The sequence below is a fragment of the Streptomyces sp. NPDC005931 genome (assembly GCF_042871235.1).
GTDB lineage: Bacteria > Actinomycetota > Actinomycetes > Streptomycetales > Streptomycetaceae > Streptomyces.
In genome coordinates, this window is the sequence record NZ_JBIAIG010000006.1 from 156973 (window position 1) to 180558 (window position 23586).

Annotated in this window: 12 protein-coding genes; 7 read left to right on the forward strand and 5 right to left on the reverse strand. The window is 75.4% G+C overall.

What is annotated here, in order from left to right; genetic code table 11:
• Positions 1-92 precede the first annotated feature (92 nt).
• Positions 93-785, forward strand: coding sequence for a GAF and ANTAR domain-containing protein (locus tag ACFYOV_RS16750; RefSeq protein WP_389088237.1), 693 nt, complete (start codon positions 93-95; stop codon positions 783-785).
• Positions 786-1053: 268 nt separating this feature from the next.
• Here the strand turns inward: ACFYOV_RS16750 and ACFYOV_RS16755 are convergent, their stop codons facing one another.
• Both ACFYOV_RS16755 and ACFYOV_RS16760 read right to left on the reverse strand, forming a co-directional pair.
• Complete coding sequence (locus tag ACFYOV_RS16755) at positions 1054-13389, reverse strand: amino acid adenylation domain-containing protein (RefSeq protein ID WP_389088239.1); 12336 nt, start codon at positions 13387-13389, stop codon at positions 1054-1056.
• A 160-nt stretch (positions 13390-13549) separates the two neighbouring features.
• On the reverse strand, positions 13550-14284 hold the full coding sequence (locus ACFYOV_RS16760) for a D-Ala-D-Ala carboxypeptidase family metallohydrolase (protein WP_389088242.1): 735 nt from the start codon (positions 14282-14284) through the stop codon (positions 13550-13552).
• Between the two features lie 237 nt (positions 14285-14521).
• On the opposite strand from ACFYOV_RS16760, the gene ACFYOV_RS16765 reads away from it, so the two are divergent.
• From ACFYOV_RS16765 to ACFYOV_RS16790, 6 genes are all read left to right on the forward strand, one after another.
• Positions 14522-15250, forward strand: coding sequence for an FAD binding domain-containing protein (locus ACFYOV_RS16765; RefSeq protein ID WP_389088244.1), 729 nt, complete (start codon positions 14522-14524; stop codon positions 15248-15250).
• Between the two features lie 191 nt (positions 15251-15441).
• On the forward strand, positions 15442-15636 hold the full coding sequence (locus ACFYOV_RS16770) for a DUF2795 domain-containing protein (RefSeq protein ID WP_389088247.1): 195 nt from the start codon (positions 15442-15444) through the stop codon (positions 15634-15636).
• A gap of 98 nt (positions 15637-15734) precedes the next feature.
• The gene (locus tag ACFYOV_RS16775; protein ID WP_389088249.1) at positions 15735-16148 is read left to right on the forward strand and encodes an SRPBCC family protein; all 414 of its coding nucleotides are present in this window, start codon (positions 15735-15737) and stop codon (positions 16146-16148) included.
• A 68-nt stretch (positions 16149-16216) separates the two neighbouring features.
• Positions 16217-16525 carry a hypothetical protein gene (locus tag ACFYOV_RS16780; protein WP_389088252.1) on the forward strand — a complete coding sequence of 103 codons (309 nt, stop codon included), beginning with the start codon at positions 16217-16219 and terminating at the stop codon, positions 16523-16525.
• A gap of 110 nt (positions 16526-16635) precedes the next feature.
• Positions 16636-16836, forward strand: coding sequence for a DUF2191 domain-containing protein (locus ACFYOV_RS16785; RefSeq protein ID WP_389088254.1), 201 nt, complete (start codon positions 16636-16638; stop codon positions 16834-16836).
• 697 nt (positions 16837-17533) lie between these two features.
• Complete coding sequence (locus tag ACFYOV_RS16790) at positions 17534-19699, forward strand: SpoIIE family protein phosphatase (RefSeq protein WP_389088257.1); 2166 nt, start codon at positions 17534-17536, stop codon at positions 19697-19699.
• 99 nt (positions 19700-19798) lie between these two features.
• On the opposite strand, the gene ACFYOV_RS16795 is transcribed toward ACFYOV_RS16790, so the two are convergent.
• The 3 genes from ACFYOV_RS16795 to ACFYOV_RS16805 form a co-directional block, all read right to left on the reverse strand.
• Positions 19799-21097 (reverse strand): PP2C family protein-serine/threonine phosphatase, encoded by a 1299-nt coding sequence (locus tag ACFYOV_RS16795; RefSeq protein ID WP_389088259.1) that lies wholly within the window; start codon positions 21095-21097, stop codon positions 19799-19801.
• Positions 21098-21199: 102 nt separating this feature from the next.
• Positions 21200-21952, reverse strand: coding sequence for an IclR family transcriptional regulator (locus ACFYOV_RS16800; protein ID WP_389088262.1), 753 nt, complete (start codon positions 21950-21952; stop codon positions 21200-21202).
• A 72-nt stretch (positions 21953-22024) separates the two neighbouring features.
• Complete coding sequence (locus tag ACFYOV_RS16805; protein ID WP_389088264.1) at positions 22025-23503, reverse strand: glutamate-cysteine ligase family protein; 1479 nt, start codon at positions 23501-23503, stop codon at positions 22025-22027.
• Positions 23504-23586 lie beyond the last annotated feature (83 nt).

Consider the following 23586-nt stretch of genomic DNA (forward strand, 5'->3'; position numbering starts at 1 on the left):
TGCATCGGCGTGAGGGCCGTTGATAGAGCGGTCGTCGCTCACCGTCGCGAGCGGTACTGTGGCCCGACCGGTGATCGAGGCGGGTGGTGGCGATGGAGTGGCGGGAGTTCGCCGAGGCGATGGCCCGGCTCGCCCGTGACCTGCTGGCCCAGCAGACGGTGCAGGGGACCCTGGACGAGATCGCCACCTCGGCCGTGAAACTGGTCGAGGGCTGTGACGCCGCCGGGATCCTCGCGGTGCACAAGGGCAGGGCGGTGACCCTGTCCAAGTGCGGGGACATGGTCGAGGAGTCCGACCGCATCCAGGCCGAGCTGGGCGAGGGACCCTGCTTCGACCTCGCACGCCGCGCGGGGAGCGAACTGTTCTACCGCATCGCCGACATGACCCGGCCCCGGGACGACTGGCCGCGGTTCGCGGAGGCGGCCCGGACCCTGGGCATCGGCAGCATGACCGGAGTCCTCCTCTACGCGCAGGACGAGGACTTCGGTGCGCTGAACCTCTACGCGCGCCGCCCCGGGACCTTCACCAAGGACATGGAGACCGCCGGGCTGCTGCTCGCCTCGCACGCCTCCGTGGCCCTGGCCGACGCCCGCACCATCGACCAGCTCGAACACGCCATGGAGTCCCGGCACGCCATCGGCGAGGCCATGGGCATCCTCATGGAGCGCCACCGGCTGAGCGAGGACGAGGCCTTCGACGCGCTGCGCCGGATCTCCCAGCACCACAACATCAAACTCCGCGACGTCGCCCAGCGGGTCCGCTCCACGCATCCGCCCGAGCCCTGATCACGGTCGACCCGACGGCCCGGTGGTCTCGAGGCCGTCTCCTTCGCCTCCGGACCGCGGCGCGGGTGCTCCCGGCCGGTCTCGGTTCCGGCCGGGCCCGGAGCCCGTCGGCGGGCCGCCACGGCCTCCGGGGAGGCGTCCCCGCCCCTGCGGGAGGCCGGCTCCGCGCCGCGCCGTAGGGGTGGTGGTCGCGCGACGCCTCCTCGCCGGACCGGGGCGTCGAGCGGGACCGGACCGGCCCCACCCCGGCCGCCGTGGCCCCGCACGGTCATCTCCTCGTCGCCACCGCCTCGCGCAGCCTGCCCGCGTCAAGGGCGTGGCCGAGCAGGTGCAGCGGCGCCGCGGTGACCCCCGACCGTGTCACGGCCTCCCAGTAGGCCATGGCCACGCCCGGGTCGACCAGCCCGTGCACCAGCGGCAGCCGGTGACCCGCGGCGTGCAGCAGGGACTCCGCGCGGCAGGAGGCCAGGGTGCCCTCGATCCATGGCTGGGCGAGATGCGCGGCCGCCACCGCGTCGGGCAGGTCCCCGGCGGCCTCCCGCCGGGCGCCGCCGACGTGCAGCAGACCGCCGCCCAGGACCAGGACGTCCCCGCGTTCCCGCATCCGGGCGAGCGCGCGACCGGTGTCGAAGCAGTGCGGGAACGAGTCGTCGACCACGACGGCCCCCGGCCGGAGCCGGTCCACGTCGAGCACCTCGGCCGCGCCGCTCACCGCCGTCACCAGCAGATCCGCGGCGTGGACGGCGTCCGGCAGGAGGACGCCCGACTCCTCGACCTCCACGTCGCCGGCCAGGCCGCGCTCGCGCAGCCGTCGTGCCAGCTCCGTGAGCCGTGGCCCGCTGCCTCGCACGTCGCACAGGACCAGACGCCGCGCCGGGCGCGGGGCCAGGGACAGCAGCAGCTCGAGTGAGGAGGCACCGATCGAACCCAGCCCGGCGAACGCCACCTCCAGGTCCGCCAGGTCCCTGCCCGTGGCGTCCAGCGCCGCGTGCACGGCCTTGACCACCGACACGACCGTCGCCGCGTGCCCCGTCGTCACGGGGGCCGGCTGCCGGCCCGACCGCAGCACCTCGAAGCCGTAACCGGTCAGCGACGGGATCATCCCCGCCAGCGACACGCACCGCGCGCCGTGGGACGCGGCCAGTGACACCGCGCGGACGGTGTGGTCCACCAGGCCGGCGTCCAGGGCGAGTTCGTCGGCGAAGGCCGGGACGGAGACGAAACCCGACCGGCCCAGCGGTGTCGAGACCGTCTCCAGCAGGCGTGGTTCGCCGTCCGGGAACAGCAGCGCCCGCACCTGGGCACGCGACAGAGCTCCCTCGGGCAGCCCCGCCAGACGCGCGAGGTGTTCCGGAGCCGGCAGATAGCCCACGAGGGCCGCGTCCATCGTCTCCCGCGCCCGGGACCGGCGTGCCACGCCCGCCGGTCCGGCGGCGGCCCGTACGAGGCGGTCGCGCACCGCGCCCCCGAAGCCGTCCAGCTCGGCGGGCGAGAACGCCGCCGCGGAGCCGCGGACCGTCACCCGCAGCCCGCCCCGGTCGGGCCGCGCCGCCAGGAACACGTCCGTCGAGGGCGCAGGCGGCAGGAACACGCTGTCCCCGTCCTCCCAGGCCACCCGCAACGCGTGGCCGTCCACCGGCGCCAGTGCCGAGAAGTCCAGGAAGGTGAAGAAGAACTGCGAGGTCGCCGGGAGCCCGTCGGCGTGCCGTGGGACCACGTCCTCGTGGGCGCGGGCCTCCTCCGTCTCCGTCACGATCCGGCGCAGGGCGGTGGCGAAGTCCACCTCCCCGAGGGGCCGGTCGCCCGCGCGGGCCGGCCGGATCGGCACGGCGGCGGCGAACGGCCCGAAGATCCGGTGCGCGTCGGGCGGCCCCTGGTCGCGCCCGCTCACCGCCAGGCCGACGACCAGGTCCGGCCGGCCCGCCGTCGCCGCCAGTTCCAGGTAGTAGGCGGTCAGCAACGGGGCGTACAAGGTTGTCCGGGCGGTCGAGGCGAGCGCCCGCAGGGCCGAGGTGAGGGAGGCGTCGAGAGTGAACTCGGTCGAATGGAACGGGACGCCGTCACCGACCGGTGCCGGGCCGCCGTCGTCCCGCGGGCCGCGCAGGACCGGCGGCCGGTACGGGGCGCCCACCCGGGCCCGGCGCTCCGCCTCGGCCGACGAGGCACCGGGGCCGGAACCGGAGCCGTCCCCGGTGCCGGGCCGCGCCAGGGCGTGGTCGCGGAAGGTGCCGCGCGGGGCGGGCGGCCGGGGCGTCTCGCCGCGGGCGAACCGGTCGTACGCCTCGGTCAGTTCCCGCATCAGGAGCGCCGCGCTGTACCCGTCACCGATGAGGTGGTGCGCGTGCACGAGCAGGACGTGCTCGTGCGGGGCCACGGTGAGCACCCGCAGGCGCAGCAGCGGCCAGGCCCACGGTTCCAGCGGGCGCCCGGCCTCGGCCCGGGCGCGCTCGTCCACCTCGGCGGGGTCCGCGACCGTCTCGAACACGACGGGCAGCCGCAGCGCGGGCGGCAGTTCCTGCTGCACGGGCGGCCGGGCACCGGCGGGGAAGACGGTGCGCAGCATGCCGTGGCGTTCCACCAGCAGATCCACCGCCCGCTGGAACACGTCCGGGTCCAGCGGCCCGGTCAGCCGCAGCCGCGCCAGCCAGGTTCCGCCTCCCGGCGCGAGGGCCTCGGCGAGCAGGAAACCGCGCTGGCCGGGGGTGACGGGGAACGGGGCCGTGTGGTCCGCGCCGGCCGGCCGGGGAGGCGGGACGGGGACGGGTGCCGGGTCCGTGGAGGGCGGGTCCTGCGCCGCGGCGGCGTCCACGGCCGCGGCCAGGGCGGCGAGGGTGCGGTGCCGGTAGATCGCGGTCGGTCTGGGCAGTGGCCCGTCCCGCTCCGCCAGTCTGGCGAACACCTGGAGGACGAGCAGCGAATCACCGCCCAGTTCGAAGAAGTCGTCCTCGCGGTACACGGTGCCGGCGGCCAGCAGTTCGGACCAGACGGCCGCCAGGCGCCGCTCGGTCGGCGTCGCCGGGGCCGTCCCGCCGACGCGGACCGCGGACGGACGGGCCGGTACGCCCTCACCGGCCGGGGTGACGGTGTCGGCCTCCGCGAGGCCCGTCACCGCGGCGCGGCCGGCGTTCACCGTCCCGTCGGCGGCTCCGGCGGCGGTCGATGCGACGCCGACCGCACCGGCCAGCGCGAGGCGGTCCACCTTCCCCGTGCCGGTCAGTGGCAGCTCCCCGACGGGCGTGATCCGGGCCGGGACCATGTACGACGGCAGGAGCGCGGCGACATGCCGGCGCACCTCCCGCGGGTCCGGCCGACCGGCGCCGACCCTGACGGTGACGAACGCCAGCAACCGCCCCTCGTGCGCGGTCACCACGGCCCGCGCGACACCGGGGTACGACTGGAGCGCCGCCTCCACCTCCCCGGGCTCGACCCGGTTCCCGCGGATTTTCACCTGGTCGTCGACGCGGCCCAGGAACTCGAGGGTGCCGTCTGCGGACCGGCGCACCCGGTCCCCACTGCGGTACCAGCGCCGCCCCTCGCGCAGCGTGAACGCCTTCGCGGTCAGCTCCGGATCGCCCAGGTAACCGGGCGTCAGTCCCGCACCCCCGATGAACAGTTCGCCCGGCGCGCCGGGCGGGCACGGCAGGCCGTCGGCACCCACGACCTCCAGCTCGGTACCCGCCACGGCCCGGCCGATCGGCAGCCGCCGCACGTCGTCACCCGGGCGGGTGTCGATGACGTGGCAGGTGGCGTTGATCGTCGTCTCGGTCGGGCCGTACAGGTTGGAGATGCGGGCACCCGCGCCGAACAGGTCGAACCAGCGGCGCACGTGCTCGGCGGGCAGTGCCTCACCGCCGACGTGCACCCAACGCAGCGCGGACAGGTCCGGCCGGCCCGCCCCGCGCCGCACCCGCTCCTCCGCGGCGGTCAGCAACTGCTCCCACAGCGTGGGCACGGAGCTCCATACGGTCAGGCGCGCCCGCTCCACGTGGGTGAGCAGCAGCTCGGGATCCCGCAGCAGGTCCCGCGGCACGGTCACCACCGTGCCGCCGACCATGAGGGGCGCGAGCAACTGCCGCACCGAGGCGTCGAAGCACGGTGACGCGGTCTGCGCGAGACGGTCCCCGGCGCCGTAGCCGAAGGTGGTGACGGCCCAGTCGAGGTAGTTCTCCATCGCCCGGTGCGTGATCGGCACCGCCTTGGGCCGTCCGGTGGAGCCGGAGGTGAAGACGACGTACGCGATCGACCCGGCATCGCCCGCGTGCGGTTCGGGAACGGCGCCGGGCGCCGGTGCCCGCGGCGGGCCGTCGACGGGCACGCCGTGCACTCCGGTGAGGGCGTCGAGGGCCGGACGGGTGGGCGCGTGGTACACCACGGTGCCGACGCCGGTGCGGGCCAGCTGGTCGGCCAGCCGCGCGGTGGGGTGCTCCGGATCGAGGGGGACCCAGCCGGCCCCGGCCCGCAGGATCCCCACCACCCCGGTGACGGTGTCCGCACCTCGCTCCGTGAGCAGTCCGACCAGATCGCCCGGTCGTACGCCGACGGCGCGCAACCGGGCCGCGAGCAGTCCGGAGGCGCGGTCCAGTGCCTCGTAGGTCAGGGACGCGTCACCGGCGTCGACGGCGAGCGCACCGGGGGTGGCCCGGAACCGGTCGACCAACCGGGCGGCCAACGGCACCCGGCCACCGCCGCGTGCCGCCTGCGCCGCCGGTTCGGGCGGCGCGGCCGCGACCCCGACGGACGGACCCGGCGCGCACGGCGTGCGGGACGCGGCGGAAGGTCCGGGCGCTGCGGAGACGGCGGCCGCGGGCACTACGGTCTCGGGCGCTGCGGTCTCGGGCGCTGCGGTCTCGGGAGACGCGGCCGCAGCGGCCAGTTCCGAACGGAACTCCCGGTCCAGACGCGCCACCGTCGTCCGCTCGAACAGCGGTGCCGGGAAGTTCCACGACAGCCGCAGCACCGGCCCGTCCGCCCAGCACAGCAGGCTCAGCCGGGTCGCGGCCGACCCCGTTCCGGCCGCCGTCGCCCGCACCTGAACCGGGCGGTCCGCGGCCGGCCCTCCCGGGAAGCGGGCGAAGCTGAAGCCCGCCGGGCTCACCGTGCGGGGACCGTCACCGGCACCCGGCAGCAGTCCGGCCAGGTCCAGGCTGCTCGGCCCGGCGTGCCGCTCGCTCTCCAGCCACGCGCGGCGCACCCGCTCCGCGAGGTCGGCGAGCGGCTCGTCCCCGGTCGCTTCGCACAGCAGCGGAAGCGTGTCGGCGAGCGGGCCGACGAGCCGCTCCACCCCGTCGAACCTCTCCTCGCGCCCGGCCCGGGCCACGTTCACGGCGATGTCCCGGCGCCCCGTCCACCGGGCCAGGCAGCGCACGTATGCCGCGAGCAGCAGATGGAACAGGGTCACCCCGTGGGCGGCGGCCTGCCGTTCCAGTGCGCCGGTGAGGTCCGCGTCGAGCTCACCGTGGTGCTGCACGATCGGGCCCGTCGGCGGCGCGTCGGGGTCGCCGTCGTAGGGCAGGGGCAACGGTTCGCCCCGGGTCGCGAGACGCTCGGCCCAGTGGCGCAGGGCGGCGTCCGCGGGGCCGGCCCCGGCTCTCCGCCCGCGCGCCAGGTGGGCCGCGTAGCGGGCGAAGTCCGGTGCGGGCGCACCGTCCGGGCGTTCACCGCGCAGGAGGGCGGTGTACGACGTCCACAGCTCCTCGGCGAGGAGGTACAGGCTGTAGCCGTCCACCGCCGCGTGGTGCACCACCAGCACGAGGTGGGCGAGTCGGGGATCCGCACGGAGCAGGACGGCCCGCACCGGTGGGCCCGCCGCCAGGTCGAACGGCAGGTTGCACAGGGCCCTCTCGGCGTCGGTGACCTCCGCGGCGGGACAGTCGCGCACCTCGTACCAGTCCGCCAACGGCACCGGTCCCGCGATGCGTTGCAGCGGCAGTCCGTCCGCGTGGTCGACCCGGAGCCGCAGCACGCCGTGCCGCTCGGCCAGGGCGCTCAGCGCCCGTCCGAGGAGGCCGGCGTCGAGCGGGCCGCGGATCGTCAGCCGCAGATGCCCGCGTGCCGGAACGTCGGGGTGGAGCAGGCTGCTGGTGTGCAGCGCCCTCTGCACGGGTGTCAGCGCGAAGGCCGCCCCGTCCTGGGCGGACGCCTGCGGGGCCGGGCCCTGCGGGGCGCCCGGATCCGGTCCGTCGTCGAGGGCGTCACCGTCCAGGTCGAGACGCGCGGCGAGTTCGCGTACCGTCCGGTGCTCGAAGAAGAGCGTGGCGGGCAGATCCCGGCCGAGTTCCCGCTCCAGCCGCTTGACGAGGTCGACGGCGCCCAGGGAGTCCAGCCCGAGGGCGAGGAACGGCGTGTCGTCGTCGACGGCCGACGCGGGGACGTCCAGCGACCGGCCGAGCAGCTCGCGCAGCAGGACGGCGGTGCCGGACGGGGGCGGCGTCTCCCGCGGCGCGGGCGAGCCGGTCGCGGGCAGGTCACGCGTGGTCGAGGGACGTGCCGTCGGCGGAGCGGGGACCTGGCGCGGGTCGGGCGGCGACGCCAGGTCGGCGAGGACCAGTTGTGCCGCGTCCGTGCCGCACGCCGACCGGAGCGCGGCCAGTGCCGGCGCGGTCGCCAGGGGCCGGATCCCGGTGCGGGCGGGAGCGCCCGCCCCCGCGGCGGCGGCGAGGCCCGTCTCGGCGAACGGCCCGAGGTTCACCGACAGCCACGGCCGGCCGGCCAGGCGCTCGGCCCCGGCGAAGGAGTCGAGGAAGGCGTTGGCCGCGGCATAGCCGCCCAGGGCGCCGGCCAGACCGGGCAGCACCGACGAGACCGAGGAGAACGCGACGCACACGCCGGGCCGCTGCCCGTGGCGCTCCAGCGCCTCGGCCAGCAGGAGCGTGCCGAGCGTCTTCGCACCCAGCGCGTCGACCGTGTCCGGCACCTCCGTCCCGCGCAGACTGCCGGGGCGTGCGACGCCGGCCGCGTGGAAGACCGCGTCCAGCGGCGGCAATGCGGCGACCAGCCGCTCGACGTCCTCCGGTGCCGTCAGGTCGGCCACGACGTAGCGGGCGTCGGCCCCCAGGCCGGTCAGCTCCTCCAGCAGACCCTCGGGCGGGCGCGGGGAACGCCCCGCGAGGACGAGGACCGGCCGGCCCCGGCCCGCGAGGTCACGGGCCAGGGCCGAGCCGATGCCTCCGGCCCCGCCCGTGACGAGGAACGTGCCGTCGGCCGGCAGCCGGCCGGACCCGGCCGGGATCGCCCCCGCCGCCGGCACGACGGTGCGCACCAGGCGCCGCCCGGCCCGCCAGGCGACCGCGCCCGTCGCCTGCGGCGCCGTGGTCTCGGCGAGCAGGGCGTCCAGCCGCCGGCCGGTGTCGTCCCGGGACGCGAGGTCCACCCAGTTCGCCACCACCCCGGCCGACTCCTCGGGGACCGCCAGGGCCAGCCCGCCGAGGACCGCCTGCGCCGGTGCCGGGGACTCCGGGCCGTGCCCGGTGACGTGCACGTCCTCGGTGACGACCAGCAGCCGGCGGGCCCCGGTACGGTCCAGCAGGGTCAGCGCCTCACGGAACGCCGCGACCGCGGCTCGCTGGTCCCGTGCGAGACCGGCCGCGGTTCCCCGCCGGCCGGGCGCGCCGAGCAGGACCACCGCGCGCGGGGGCACCTCGTCCTCGGCCGTCACCGCGCGCACGCCCCGGGACGCGAACCCGTCCGCCAGGGCGTGCACCGCGGCCGGGTCCGTCCCGGTCACCAGGACGGGACCGGCGGGACCGTCCGCGGACCGGGGCTCCGGCCGCCATGCGACACGGTGCAGCAGCCCGTGCGTCGCCGGTTCGGGCCAGTACCTGCGCCGTTGGTACGGGTACGGAGGCAGGGGAACCCGCCGGGTGCCGGCGTCGAGCCCCGCACGGTCCACCGGCACGCCGCGCACCCACAGCCGCGCCACCGTCTCCAGCAGCTCCCTCGCCCCGCCGGAGGCGGCTCCGGCCCCGTCCTGCCCGACGGGCGCGGACACCACCAGGACTCCGGTGTCGGGACGCCCTGCGCGTCCCGGGGGAGGGGACCCGCCCTCTGCGCCCCCTGCCTCCTGCGCGTCCTCCGTGCCCTGCGCGGCCTCCGCGCCGCCCGCCCGACGGCGGGTGGCGGCCACGGCACGGATCGAACCGGCGAGAGGGTCCCCGCCGCCGAGTTCGACGAAGGTGTCGTACCCCTCGTCGACCAGCCGCGCGACGGCCTGCCCGAACCGCACCGGCCGCAGCGCGTGGTCGCACAGGTGGTGGGCGTCCGTTCGCGCCAGCCACTCGGCGGTGAGCGTGCTCATCACCGCGGTGTCCGGGGTCGCCGGCGTCAGCCCGCGCGCCGCGTCGGCCAGGTCCCGGGCCACCGGGGCCATCAGCGGGGAGTGGAAGGCCCGCGCCACGGGCAGCGGGCACACCACGGCGCCGCGCCCGGCCAGGCGCTCCGAGGCCCGCCGCACCGCCTCCGGGCCACCGGAGATCACCAGCCGGCCGGGGCCGTTGTACGCCGCGACCGCGAGCTCACCCGGGAAGTCCGCCACCGCGGCGGCCACTTCCCGCTCGTCGGCGCCGCGCACCGCCGCCATCGCGCCCGGCGCGGTGGACCCGCCCATCAGACGGCCCCGTTCCGCCGCGAACAGCACCGCCTCGGACAGCGACAGCATTCCGCCGACGCAGGCCGCCGCGAGTTCACCGACGCTGTGCCCGACGACCGCGTCGGGCCGTACGCCCCACGCCGCCAACTGCCGGGCGAGCGCCACACCGTGCGCGACGAGGAGCGGCTGCGCCACCTCCGTCGCCAGAACCTCCACGGCCGCGTCGCCCTCGACGCACCAGGCCGTCAGATCCCGCCCGTGCACGCTCCCCACCAGTGCGGACGCCTCGTCGAGCGTCTCGCGGTAGACGGGCGCCGTCGCGTACAGCGCCCGGCCCCGCCCGGCCACCGTGGTGCCCTGGCCGGGGAGGACGAAGACCGTCCGCGGCCGGTGCGTCACCGTACCGGCGGCCACGCCCGGCCACCGTGACCGGCCGGCCCCGGTTGCCGCGGTGAGCCGTGCGCGCAGGTCGCCGTCGGCCACGAGCGCCAGCCGGTGGGGGCGTTCGTCGCGGGCCGTGCTCGCCGTCCGGCACACGTCACCCTCGTCGAGCTCCGGGTGGGCGAACAGATGGCCGGTGAGGCGGGAGGTCCAGGCGTCCAGCCCGGCGGCGCTGCCCGCGGACAGGGTCAGCAGCCGCGGGCCGCCCCCGGGTGGGCGCGGGGTACGGACCGGGGCGGGCGGTGCCTGCTCCAGCACGGCGTGGGCGTTCGTACCGCCGAAGCCGAAGGCGTTGATGCCCGCCCTGCGCGGTCCCGTCGACTCCCACGGACTCAGCTCGGTGACCAGGGCGAAGCCCGACCGTTCGACGGCGGGGGAGGGGGGCGTGTGGTGCAGCGAGGCCGGCAGCCGGCCGTGCCGGAGCGCCAGCACCACCTTCACCAGGGAGGGAAGTGCCGCCGCGTTGAGCAGGTGGCCCACGTTCGTCTTCACCGAGCCGAGCAGCCGCGGCCGGCCGTCGGGCCGGGCGGGGAAGGCGTGGGCGAGGGACCGCAGTTCGATCGGATCGCCGACGGCCGTGCCCGTGCCGTGGGCCTCGACGTACGTCACCGACGCCGGGTCGACGCCGCAGTCCTCGTAGGCCCGGTCGATCACCTCCCGCTGGCGCAGCGGGTTGGGAGCCATCAGACTCAGCGACGTCCCGTCGTTGTTGACGGCCGTGCCGCGGACGACGGCCAGGATCTCGTCCTCGTCCCGTCGGGCCTCCCCGAGGCGCCGCAGGACGAGGGCGGCGCCGCCCTCACCCGGCACGAACCCGTCGGCCGCCGTGCCGAAGGCGCGGCTGCGCCCCGTCGGCGACAGGGCCTGCGCCGCCTCAAGGGCCCGGTGCGCGGCCGGGGTGAGGTGCAGGTTGACCCCTGCGACGACCGCGACGTCGCACTCGCCGTCCGCGAGACTGCGCCGGGCCAGGTGCAGCGCCACCAGACCCGAGGAGCACGCGGTGTCCACGGCGAGCGCCGGACCGTCCAGGTCCAGACAGTGCGCCACGCGCGCGGCGACCAGGTTGGGGAGGTTGCCGGTCAGTGCCGTCGCGGACACCGGGGCCTCCTCGGGAGCGGCGTCGGCGAGGATCTGCCGGTAGCCGCTGTCGCCGACGGCGGCGAAGACACCCACCCGCAGACCGCGGCGGCGGGGCCCGGCGTAACCGGCGCGCTCCAGCGCCTCGTGGGCGAGCTCCAGGAAGACCCGGGCCTGCGGATCCAGCGTGCGTGCCTCCTCCTCGCCGATCCCGAAGTGGCCGGCGTCGAAGACGGCGGGATCGTCCAGGAACGCCCCCCAGCGGCCGGGCCCCGGCCCGTCCGGCCCGGGCGGGCGCATCGAGCTCCAGCGGCCCGCCGGCGCCGCGGTCACGGCGTCGCGACCGGTGGCCAGCAGGTCCCAGAACTCCTCCGGCGTGCTCGCTCCCGGGAACCGGCAGGCCAGGCCGACGACCGCGGTCCCGGGGGTCCCGGACGGCGCAGCCGTTCGCCCGGACGCGTGCCGGGCTGTGTCCGCGGTGACGCTGAGGAGGTGGTCGGTGAGTGCGGCGACCGTGTCCGCGCGCATCACGGCCGGCCCCAGGGTGACGTCGAGGGCTTGCTCCAGCGCCGAGAGCACCTCCATGGCCCGCAGCGAGGTGCCGCCCAGTTCGGCGAACCGGTCCCGGTCGCCGAACGACGTCTGCGGCAGCGCCAGTACCTTCGCCCAGACCTCCCGCACCAGGCGCCGCACGTCCCCACGGGAGCGGGGCGGCGCCGTGCGACGGCCCCCGGACGGCCGCCGCCCCCCGTCCACCGGCTCGCTCCCCGCACCGCCGCCGCCCTCCTCCGCACCGGAGAGGGGCACCCCTGCGAGGCCGCCGTGCTCCGTGGCGGAGACGGGCCCGACCGGCGCACCGCCGGTCCCGGAGCACACCGCGTCCCGGTAGGCCCCCGCCTCGAACCGTGCCCGCATCCGCTGCCGCTGCACCTTGCCGCTCGTGGTGCGCGGGAACGCGGACGGCGGCAGCGCGAGCACCCGTACGTCGTCGTGGCCGAGGGCCGCGCGGACCCGCCGCGCGACCCGGTCCAGCACCCCGGTCGCGGTGCGCGGCGGCCGGGCCCAGGCGACGCACACCACCACCCGCTCCGTGCCGGTGACCGGGTCGGTCGAGCCGACCACCACGGTCGTGCCACGGGGCAGCCCCGGGGTGCCGGCCGCCACCTCCTCCGCGTCCGGTGCGTGGAAGGTACGGCCGTTGAGGAAGAGGACGTCCTTGTGCCGGCCGCTGACGCACAGCCGGCCGTCCCTCAGGAACCCCAGGTCGCCGGTGCGCAGCCAGCCGCCCGCGAAGGACCGGGCCGTGGCCTCGGGCAGGCCGTGGTAGCCGCGTGCGATCTGCGGGCCGCTCACCTCGATGTGCCCGACCCGCCGGTCCCCCAGCAGGCGTCCGGCGTCGTCGGTCACCCGCACCGAGCAGCCCGGCACCGGCAGCCCCACGTCCATCAACTCCACGGCGTCCGGACCGGGTTCCCGTTCCACCGCCCGGCCGCGGCTGAGCGCGGCACGGTCCAGCACCACGGGCTCGGCCACCTCGCCCGGTGGCGGGAACGTCACCGCCAGCGTCGCCTCGGCCAGCCCGTACACCGGCGTCGCCGCCCGGGGATCCAGTCCGGCCCCTCGGGTCCGGGAGGTGAAGTCCCGCCACACGGTCGCCGAGATGGGCTCGGCACCGACGAGGAGCAGCCGCACCGCGCTCAGGTCCAGTCCGTCGAGGACCTCCTCGGGGACCCGGCGGACCGTCAGCGCGAGAGCGAAGTTGGCGGCCGACAGGACGGTCGCCCGGTGGGCGGCGGCGACGTCGAACCAGAGCCGGGGCGACTTGGCGAACGACAGCGGACCGATCTTCACCTGCTTGGCCCGTGCGGCGAGCGGCGCCAGATGGGTGCCGATGAGGCCCATGTCGTGGAAGTACGGCATCCAGCTGACGACCACGTCGTGCTCCGTGAGCGCGGCGGCCTCCGCCAGTTGCCGCAGGTTCGCCAGGACGGCCCCGTGGGTGAGCTCCACGCCCTTGGGCGCTCCCGTGCTGCCGGAGGAGAACTGGAGGAAGGCCGGCCGGTCCGGGGCCGGTGCGACGGGGGAGGCCGGTGCGGAGCGCTCCCGCAACGCCTCCAGCCGCAGGATGCGTACGCCGTCGGGGAGCCGGAGGGCCACGTGCGCGCAGGCCGCGTCCGCCAGGACCGGGGGTCGGCCGAGGTGCTCCCACACGGGCCGCACCCGCCGCGCGTCGGGCGCGAGCGGCACCGGTACCAGACCGGCGGCCAACGCGCCCCAGAACAGGGGCTGGAAGTCCTCGCTGCGGTCCGCGAGGATCGGCACGCAGGTGCCCGGGGCGACGCCGGCGTCGCGGAGGCCGCCCGCGACGCGCAGGGCGTCCTCCAGGAGCGCCCGGAAGGTCACGGCGACCTCGCTGCCGTCCCCGCGAACGTGGACGACCACCTGGTCGGGCGCTTGGCGGGCGGCGTCCAACAGGACGTCCAGCAGGGTTGCGGCGTTCATGGATCCGTTCGTTCGTCGGAGCGGGAGGCGGCGGACCGCGCGGGTGAACGCTATGAGGGACGACGCGGAGCCGGGACGGGTTGCGCCCGCGTCCCGCCTGTCGATCACGCGGGTTCCCCGGTGCCGGCTGCCGGCGAACGCGCGCGGTGCTGACGCGGGCTCAGATGCCGCAGGCGGGGGCGGACCAGTACTGGCTGCTGCGGTGGTCGACGTGGGTGTGGTCGTCGTGTCCCGGGTAGCCGGGGCCGAGGATGCCGCTAAAGCCGTGGTACCGGGCCTGCCCGGCCAGGGTGCACAGGGAGTGCGGCCCGGCACCGAGGTCGGCCGCGTCCCCGTGGAGATGGCGGCTGCCGCTCGCGCCGCCGACGGCCTCGTTGCAGGCGTAGGAGCGGAAGCCGCTGGTGACCGTGATCGGCCGGCCGCCGAGCGCGTGCCGCACGGCCTCCAGTTTCCACATCGTGCGCAGGGCGTTGGCCTTGGCCGTCGAGGCGCTCACCGCACCGCCCGACCAGGTGGAGTTGCAGTCGTTCAACTCGGCGTAGGTGAAGTGGACCGGGGTGCAGTCGTCGTCCTGGAGGGCGTCGAGCTTGTCGTAGGTGCTGGGGCCGGCGATGCCGTCCGCGGTCAGGCCGTACACCGACTGGAAGTGCTTGAGCGCCGCCTCGGTGGCGGGCCCGAAGCTTCCGTCGACGGCCAGGACGGCGCCGTAGCCGGGGTAGCCGCCGAGCCGTATCTGGAGCTGGGTGACGTCCGCGCCCGAGGCGCCACGGGACAGGGTGGGGGTCCACGTGTAGCAGCCGTCGGCGTGTGCCGTGCCCGCGGTGGCGACGGCACCCGCGAAGGCGGCAATCATGCGCATGACAAGACAGAGGAGTCGTGCGGCGCGTCCGAGCATGCGATCTCCGAGTTCGTGACGTGGGGTTCGGCCGGATGACGAGCCGTGTGACGCGCGCAACCATGAAGCAGGGGGCCGGATGAGCGCAAGGGCGGGGGGAGGCGCCGCGCCGGGTGAACCAGTGAGCCCTGTACGCGCCCCCGCGGCGCTGCGGAGAATGCAGTGTCCATGATCGCGCGGTGGAGCGGTGCCTCGCACCGCCCGGGCCCGCCGATGTCGAGGAAGGCAGGTCCTGCCGTGCTCCTGCGTCTGCCCACATCCCTGCCCGAGGCACAGACATACCTGGCCGAGGGGGCGGTGCCCGTCGGCGGCGCCACCCTCGTGTGGGCCCTGTGGCAGCGGGACGGCTTCCCCGAGCAGGCCATGTCGCTGCGCAGGCTGCCGGAGGCCAACGCCGTGGAACGGGAAGCCCTGGGTGCGGCGGCCCTGCTGCACCGCGTCGACGACCGTGTGCCCGACGTGCTGCGCCGCGCCGCCGCCACCGTCGGCACCGGCGCGGTGCGCCGGACGGCCACGGTCGGCGGCAACATCGTGGGCAGCACCCTGCGGTGCCTGTTGCCCGCGGCGCTCGTCCTGGGGGCGCGCGGGACCGTGCTGGACGCGGACGGGACCTGCGAGGCCGACTTGGCCGAGATCGTGACCAAGCGCCACCTGCTGCTCGGCCTCCGCTGGCGTTCCCCACTGACCAGCGGCTACTACAAGGAGCCCGGCGAGGTGGGCGGCCCGCCGCCGCTCGTCGTCGCGACCGCCGTGCACGCGGAGGACGACGGCCGGCCCCAGCTGCGGATAGCCGTCCGGGACGGCTACGAGGTGGTCAGCGAGAGCACGCGGTGCGGGGGCGGTGCCGAGGAATCCCTTCACGCCCTGGACCGCACGGACCTCGGATCCCTCCCGCCGCGGGCTCGTGAGGCGGTCCGCCGCGAGGTGACCGGCATCCTGAGCCCGCCCACGCCCACCGCCCGCTGAGCGGCACCCGGCACACACGGCGCCGCCGGCCGGGGCCGCGGCCGACCGCTGCCCCGGCCCTGCCCGGTCCGGTCGGTCCGTGCCGCGTGTGCGTGGGCGATTCACGCTTCCGGCCCTTGGGTACCCGGGGCACGCCCGACGCGGGGTCACCGGGATCACCGCGTCATCACGGGACAGGACAGGAGGCTGCCATGGCCGACATCAGCCCCATCGACCTGCAGAAGGCGCTGAAGGGTGCCGAATACCCCTCCAGCCGTGACGATCTCGTCTCGCTCGCCAGGAACAACGGCGCCGACGACACCCTCGTCGACAAACTCAGCAACACCGGAACGGACCGGTTCGACGGCCCCAACGACGTACAGAAGGCGGTCTTCGGCAACGAGTAGGGGCGCAGTCCCCGGCCCCGCCGGTCCCCGGTCCGCACGGACGGGGCCGGCGGGCCGGGCTCACCGGCCGTACGACCCGACCGAGGAACGGTGGCGCGATGACCGAGTACGAACGCTCACGCACGATGCCCGCACAGCCCGAGCACGTCTTCGACCAGGCCGCCGACGTCGGCCGACTGGACACCTGGCTGCCCGACGCCCTGCACGTGCATCCCGAGGAACTGCCCGCCGTCACCGTGCACGAGGACCGCACCGACGAGGACACCTCCGCGCTGCTGCGCGCCCGGCGCGAGCAGATGCGTCTCGAGTGGGGCACCCGCGAACAGGGCGCCTACGCCGGCTGGCTCCAGGTCGCCGGCATCGGCAGCGGAGCCAGCGAGGTGACGGTGCACCTGTCCTTCTTCGACGACAGCCACGACCCGGGCGGGGAAGCCGTGCGCGAGGCCCTCGACACCAGCCTCGAGCGCCTGGAGGAACAGGTACGGCTGCGCGTCGACCATCCGGCCGGCTGACCGGCGGACCGGCGGCGCACGACACCAGGGGCCACGGACACAGACGCGACCGAGACGGATCCGCACGCATGCCACGACCCAAGCAGTACGCCGTAGCCGCCTCCGGACAGTGGACCGACGAGGAGGAGGGCCGTCGTCGGCTGCCCGCCGGTGAGGTCCACGCGTGGGAACCCGGGGCGAACCAGACCGTCTGCGGCCTGTCCCTCAGCCGCTCGCAGCTGATCCGCTTCTCCCACATCAGCTGGCCGGACACCTTCCCCGAGTCCGGCGGCGCGGCGGACCGGGTCCGGCGCCAGTGCCCGCGGTGCGCCTCCGTCGCCGGCCGCCGCGGCACCGACGCCCGGCCGCGATGGCACCGCACCGATCCCCGCCCGTGAGCCGGACCCCGCCGATTCCCCCGCGGTGGGGGCGGCTGCGGCGAATCGCCGGTGCGCGCTCCCCCGAGCGGCTAGAGTGCCGGCGGTCCGCAGCGATCAAAGGGGGCACCGTGGCGAAGGTCAATGTCGGTCTGGACGCCGATCTGGTGGTGGAGGTCATGGTCCTGGCGGGGATCGGCTCCCCCCAGGACGCCGTCGAAGCGGTGGTGCGCGACTACATCGCCCGTGGTCACCGCACGGAGGCCCGCACCGGGCTCAGGGACGACAGCCTCCGCGAGATCGACCTCAAACCCCAGGAGCCGCAGGGCTAGTGGCTCGTCAGGCGGCCACGGCCGGCCGGACCGTGCGGGACCCGGGTGAAACTCGCGCGGACGGTCGTGGTGCCGCTGTCCGCCCGGGGCAAGGTCTCGCGGACGACCACCACGACCCGGCAGGCTGGCTCCCCGCCGCACAGGCGGTGTGCGGCACATGCTCGCCGGCGCGACGCCCGAACCGAACCGAAGACGAACTGCGCGCCCGACTCCGAGGACCCGCGCAACGCGACCCCGGATCGTCGCGCGGGTGGGCGTACCCCCGGTGGCGTACGCCGACGCGCGCCCGCCCGGGGACGGCGCTAACGTCGATCCCGAGCCCGCCGCACGCGGTCCGGCGGGCCGCGCGTTGGTGGTCCAAGGCAAGACGCCCCGCTCCCCGCGGGGAGATGCAGGTGCGAGGCCTGCCCAACGCTCCATCCGCCGAGCCCCGTCTCCCGCGCCCGTACGGGGGACCGGGGCTCCGCCCCGTCCAGGCCGACCCCCCGGCCCCCGGCCCGCCCCCGTTCCACCGCCCGGGAGTGGCCTTCCACCCCGCAGTGGCCGTACGTCATGCCGATCGTGCGCCACGGCGGTAACGTCCCCCTATCAGCGAACCGTGCGCCCGCGATGGGGCGGGTTCACTGAGAACCTCGACGGGAAGAGGGGACGGCACCGCCGTCCGGGACCCTTCCCTCTGTGACGCAGGAGGTGCCTCGTGACCGGCACGGGTGGCCCGGCCGCCGGCGCCGACGAGCTGGACGCCGCGTTCGCGGAGACGGTGCGCCGGACCGGCGCGGCGGTCGGTGCCCTGTACCTGCTCGCCCCCGCCGAGTCACTGCTGGTGCTGGACGTGCTGTGCGGCGCGCCGGCCGAGCTCGCCGCGCCCTGGTCCAGGGTCGCCCTGGGGGCCCCCGCGCCGGTGGCCGACGCGGTGCGCGAGGAGCGCGTCGTGTGGGTCGGCAACCAGGGGGAGATGGCCCACTCCTACCCCCGGACCGCCGCGGCGCTTCCGTACTCCCTGGCGCTGGCCGCCGCCCCGGTCACCGGCACCCGGCCGTGGGGCGCCCTGCTGCTGATGTGGAACGCCGACGCCCGCCCTTCCGTGATGACCCCGCGGGAACGCGGCAACATCCTCTCCAGCTGCCGGCGGCTGGCCCGGCTCATCGAGGAGGCGGTGGAGAGCAGGAGCTGGTCACCGGTCCCCGGTGACCGGCCGCGGGTCGTCCGCATCGACGCCGGCCACCGCACCACGAGCCCGGAGTCGGCCGCCGCCGACTTCGTCGAGCGTCTGCCCGGCGGCAGCTGCGCCCTGGACCTGGAGGGACGCTTCACCTACGTCAGCTCCGGCGCCTGTGAACTGCTGGGACGTGACGCCGAGCACCTGCTGGGCACGCTGCCCTGGCAGTCCCTGCGCTGGATGGACGACCCCACCTATGAGGACCGCTACCGTGCCGCCGTCATCAGCCGGGGGCCGGTCGCCTTCACCGCCTGTCGCCCGCCGGACCGGTGGCTGGACTTCCACCTGTACCCGGACGCCAGTGGCATCAGCGTCCGCATCGTGCCCAGCGGCACCCCGGCTCCCCCCGCACCGGCGCCCCACCACTCGACGAGCACCGTGGCCCCGGCCCGCGCGGGGCAGCTGTACCAGCTCACGCACCTGGCCGCGGCACTGACCGAGGTCGTCGGTGTCCAGGACGTCATCAACCTGATCGCCGACCAGGTCATGCCCGCCTTCGGCGCCGAGGGCCTGGTCCTGTCCAGCGCCGAGGGCGGACGGCTGCGGATCACCGGCTACCGCGGCTACCCGCCCCACGCCATCGACCGCCTGGACGGCCTCCCCCTGGACACCACGTTCACCCCGGCCGGGCGCGTCCTCAACAGCGGCATCCCCGCCTTCTTCGCCGAGCCGGAGGAGATGCGGCGCATCTATCCGGAGGCCCCGCACGTCAGCGGCAAGAAGGCGTGGGCCTTCCTTCCGCTGATCATCTCCGGACGGCCGGTCGGCTGCTGCATCCTCTCCTACGACAAGCCGCACCACTTCCCGGCCGAGGAGCGCGCGGTCCTGACGTCACTGGCCGGACTCATCGCCCAGGCCCTGGACCGTGCCCGGCTCTACGACACGAAGCAGGAACTCGTCCACAGCCTCCAGCAGGCCCTGCTGCCCGGCGAGCTGCCCACCGTCCCCGGTCTGCGGATCGCCGCCCGCTATTTGCCCGCCACCCGGGGCATGGACATCGGTGGCGACTTCTACGACCTCATCCGGCTCGGTGACGCCGCGGTCGCCGCGGTCATCGGCGACGTCCAGGGACACAACGCGGCGGCCGCCGCCCTCATGGGGCAGGTGCGCACCGGTGTCCACGCCCACGCCAACCTCGGCACGCCCCCGGACCAGGTCCTCGCCGGCACCAACCGCCTCCTCACCGATCTCGGCCCGGACCTGTTCACCAGCTGCCTCTACGCCCACCTGGACTTCGCCCGCCGACGCGTGACCCTGGCCAGCGCGGGCCACCCGCCCCCGCTGCTGCGCCTCCCGGGCCGTGGCACGCGCTCCCTGGACGTCCCGCCCGGACCGCTCCTCGGCATCGACTCCGACGCGGACTTTCCCGTGACGCGGATCCCCCTCACCCCGGGCATGATGCTCGCCTTCTACACCGACGGCCTGATCGAGACCCCCGGCGTCGATCTCGACGACGCCATCGACCGCCTCGCCGGTGATCTCGCCAGGGCCGACGACCGCGACCTGGAGGCGCTCATCGACGAGTTGCTCAGCAAGTCCTGCACGGCCGGTCCGCGCGCCGACGACATCGCCCTGCTCGTGCTCCATGCCGAGGCCCACCCCCCGGGGGGCCCGCCTGACATCCCCGGCGGCGATCACACCTGACACGGCTGCGGTCCGACCCGAGCGGAGCGGGGAAGTCCCACCCCGGGATGGTGCCCGTGCGCGACCGGGGGCGTCCTCGTCCGGTCAAGCGCCGCCGGGTCAAACGGCGCCTTCCCGGTCGTCGACGACCCGTATCCGCTGGACGTGGTCGGTGGGAGGTGCGGCGTGCGGGGCCCGCCGGGTGGCCGGGCGCCCGTCGTCCGCGCCCGTGGCCTGCGGCCCCGGGAGCGGCGCCACCGGGTCCGCCGCCTCCACCGCCGGCGGCTTGCGGAGCAGGAGCAGGGCGGCGTCGTCGTGCAGGCGGCCGCCGACGTGGGCCAGCAGTTCCCGGTGCAGCGCGGCGAGCGTCACGGCGGGATCCTCGCACAGATGCCGGGACAGGCCCTCGGCGAGCGGGTAGAACGCCCGGCCGTGGTCACGGGCCTCGGTGACGCCGTCGGTGTAGAGCAGCAACTGGTCGTCGTCGGTGAAGGGCAGGACCTGAAGGCTGGGGGCCTGGCTCGAGAGGGCGCGCAGGCCGAGCGGCGGTGCGGGGTGCGTGGGCTCCACGGGCACGACGTCGAGGCCGCGCACCAGTAGCGGAGGCGCGTGTCCGCAGTTGACCACCTCCAGGCGCCCGGGCTCGGGGTAACCGGCGACCACGGCGGTGACGAAGTCGTCGTACCCGAGATTGCGTGCCAGGCTCCGCTCGATCCTGCCGACCACGGCCAGCAGATCGGGCTCGTCGTGCGCGGCCTCGCGGAAGACACCGAGGACCAGCGCCGCGGTCCCCACGGCCGGCAGTCCCTTGCCGCGCACGTCGCCGACGATCAGCCTGACCCCGTGGGGCGTCGGAATCAGCGCGTACAGATCACCGCCGATCCGCGCCTCCGCGGCGGCGGCGCTGTAGTGGACGGCCACCTGGAACGGGCCGACGGTGGAGGGGACCGGTTTCAGCAGTGCGTGCTGGGCGGTCTCCGCGACCGAGCGGACGGCCGCGAGCACCCGCTCCCGGCGTCCCCGCAGGGCACTGGCCAGCGCGCTCGCCAGGGTGACGGCCACGAGGGCGGCCAGGACTGCGGCGAGCTCACCGGCCGGCTCACCGTGACGAATACCGAGTGCCGCGCCCAGCAGCACGGCGAGGCCACCGACACCGAGGACCCCACCGGGACGGCTGGTGGCGGCCGCCAGGGCGGGTCCCGCGGCCAGCAGGGGCAACCAGATCTTTCCCGCGCCACCGGCGAGGTCCGCGAGCACCACGAGGACGACCAGCAGCACGGGAAGTGCGGGCGTGGCCGCGGCCAGGTGCGCGACCGTCCGGGTCCGGGGCGACGACGCCTGGTGTTTCCCCCCTTCCCTCCTGTTCCTCGACGTCCGTGTCGGCCAGTGGTCGCCACCATGCTGTCGGGCGTGCCTCATGTGTCGTCCGCAGTCCTTCACCTCTGCGCGGCGAGCGCTCCCTGAAATGTCTGCTTGGGTTCAGGAAAGAGGGTCGGCGGAGCCGTCACAAGAGTCGGATTTTCAGATAGTGAGTGACAGGTTCCGTGTCACCCGGCTCGCTGCCGGGAGCAGCCGGGCCCGGACCTCGTCGAGGCGGGAGGCCCGGTCGGCCCTCAGGGACACACCGAGCGAGCCGAGCGTGCGCCCGCTGTAGACGGGTACCGCGACGCAGACGGTACCGAGGGAGTACTCCTCGAGGTCCATGACGGCCGGCGCCGAGGGCGCGGAGTCCAGCTGCCGGAGCAGCTCGCCGGGCGCGGTGATCGTCCGGGGCGTGAGGTCGGCGAGGGGGTGGCGGGAGAGGTAGTCCTTGCGGGCCTCGTCGTCCAGCTCCCGCAGGACGGACTTGCCCAGCGCGGTCGCGTGCCCGGCGTCCTCGAATCCCACCCAGAGATCGACACGGGGCGCCCGGGCACTGTCGAGGATGTCGGCGACCCGGATCTCGCCGTCCCGGTAGAACGTGAGGTACGCGGCGGTGGACAGCTCGTCGCGCAGTGCGGCGAGCACGGGCCGGACCCGGCCGAGCAGTGCCTGCCCGTGTCCGGCCGAGTGCAGCGAATGCACCTTGTCGCCCAGGACGAACCCGCCGTCCTCCAGCTTGTGCAGGTATCCGTCGTGGACCAGCGTGCGCAGCAGGTGATAGGCGGTGGCCAGGGGCAACCCCGCCTCACGCGCCAGCCGCTTGGCCGGCGCGCCGTTCTGGTGCGCGCCGACCGCCTCCAGCAGCCGGAAGGCACGCTGCACCGACGTGATGAGCGTGGGGTTCGAGCCCATACGCCCCAGCGTGCGCCAGGCGCACGCCCGGGGCAAGGCCGTGGACTGACGCCCGCCGTCCGGTGGCGGGCGTCAGTCCACGGGCCACGTGTGGACGGGGGCGTTGAGGTGCATGTAGTCGATGTACAGCTGCGTCATCCGCCGCAGCGCCTCGTGCCGGCCGCAGTGCGCGATGCCGTCGATGTGGTGGAACATCTCCTTCTGCCAGACGGCGCCGTTGCGGGCGGTGACGCACCTCTGCTCGATGATGCCGAGCAGCGGCTCCCGCCACGCCTCGTCCATGCCGGAGTGCTCCAGCCCGCGGTGCGCCAGCGGCAGCAGTCGGCGCAGCACCAGTTCGGGCACCGGCACCTCGCCCATTCCGGGCCAGTAGAGCAGGGCCTCGATGCCGTGGCGGGCCGCGGTGTGCAGGTTCTCCTCGGCGGCCGAGAAGGACATCCGCGACCACACCGGCCGTTGCTCCTCCACCAGGGCGCGGGTGAGCCCGTAGTAGAAGGCGCCGTTGGCGAGGGTGTCGGCGACGGTCGGGCCCGCGGGCAGCACCCGGTTCTCGATCCTGACGTGCGGTCTGTCGTGGGCGATGGCGTAGACGGGGCGGTTCCAGCGGTAGATGGTGCCGTTGTGCAGCGTCAGTTCCCCCAGTTCGGGAATGTCGCCGCGGCTCAGCGTCTCCAGGGGATCCTGGTCGTCGCACAGGGGGAGCAGGGCCGGGAAGTAGCGCAGGTTCTCCTCGAAGAGGTCGAACACGCTGTTGATCCAGCGCTCACCGAACCACACCCGCGGCCGCACGCCCTGCACCCTGATCTCCTCCGGGCGGGTGTCGGTGGCCTGCTCGAACAGCGGGACGCGGGTCTCGTGCCACAGCTCCTTGCCGAACAGGAACGGCGAGTTGGCCGCCAGCGCGACCTGGACACCGGCGACGGCCTGCGCCGCGTTCCAGTAGTCGGCGAACTGCTCGGGGGTCACCTGGAGGTGGAACTGGGTGCTGGTGCACGCCGCCTCCGGGGTGATGGTGTCGGCGTAGGTCCGCAGGCGGTCCACGCCGTCCACCTCGATGCGCAGATCCTCGCCCCGGGCGGCGAAGATCTGGTCGTTGAGCAGCCGGTACCGCGGGTTCTCCGACAGCGCCGCCTCACCGACGTGGTCCTGCCGCAGGGTGGGGAGGATGCCGGTCATGATCAGATGGGCACCGACCGACGTGGCGCGTTGCTCCGCGTGGTTCAGGGCGGCGCGGATCTCGGACTCCCAGGCGTCGGGGCCGCCGGCCGTCAGCGTACGGGGCGGAACGTTGATCTCGAGGTTGAACCGGCCCAGCTCCGTGGACCAGGCCGGATCCGCGATGGCCTCCAGCACGTCGCTGTTGCGCATCGCCGGTTCACCCCGGTCGTCGACCAGGTTGAGCTCGATCTCCAGTCCCACCTGGGGCCGTTCGGCCTCGAACCGTGACTCGCGCAGCATGTGGGCGAACGCGTCGAGGCACTCCTGCATCTTGATCCGGTAGCGGCGGCGGTCCTCTCGGGTGAAGACCAGTGCCGGGACGTCCCGTCCCATCGGTCTCCCTCCCGGGTTCCCGTCCTCGGACACCTCTCCACCCCAGCGTCGCACCACCGGCCGACTCCCACCAGACGAACGGG

Excerpts from the sequence above, each read along its gene's own strand:
- ACFYOV_RS16750 (WP_389088237.1), top strand. The coding sequence starts at position 93 with ATGGAGTGGCGGGAGTTCGCCGAGGCGATGGCCCGGCTCGCCCGTGAC.
- ACFYOV_RS16755 (WP_389088239.1), bottom strand. The coding sequence starts at position 13,389 with ATGAACGCCGCAACCCTGCTGGACGTCCTGTTGGACGCCGCCCGCCAA.
- ACFYOV_RS16760 (WP_389088242.1), bottom strand. The coding sequence starts at position 14,284 with ATGCTCGGACGCGCCGCACGACTCCTCTGTCTTGTCATGCGCATGATT.
- ACFYOV_RS16770 (WP_389088247.1), top strand. The coding sequence starts at position 15,442 with ATGGCCGACATCAGCCCCATCGACCTGCAGAAGGCGCTGAAGGGTGCC.
- ACFYOV_RS16775 (WP_389088249.1), top strand. The coding sequence starts at position 15,735 with ATGACCGAGTACGAACGCTCACGCACGATGCCCGCACAGCCCGAGCAC.
- ACFYOV_RS16780 (WP_389088252.1), top strand. The coding sequence starts at position 16,217 with ATGCCACGACCCAAGCAGTACGCCGTAGCCGCCTCCGGACAGTGGACC.
- ACFYOV_RS16795 (WP_389088259.1), bottom strand. The coding sequence starts at position 21,097 with ATGAGGCACGCCCGACAGCATGGTGGCGACCACTGGCCGACACGGACG.
- ACFYOV_RS16800 (WP_389088262.1), bottom strand. The coding sequence starts at position 21,952 with ATGGGCTCGAACCCCACGCTCATCACGTCGGTGCAGCGTGCCTTCCGG.
- ACFYOV_RS16805 (WP_389088264.1), bottom strand. The coding sequence starts at position 23,503 with ATGGGACGGGACGTCCCGGCACTGGTCTTCACCCGAGAGGACCGCCGC.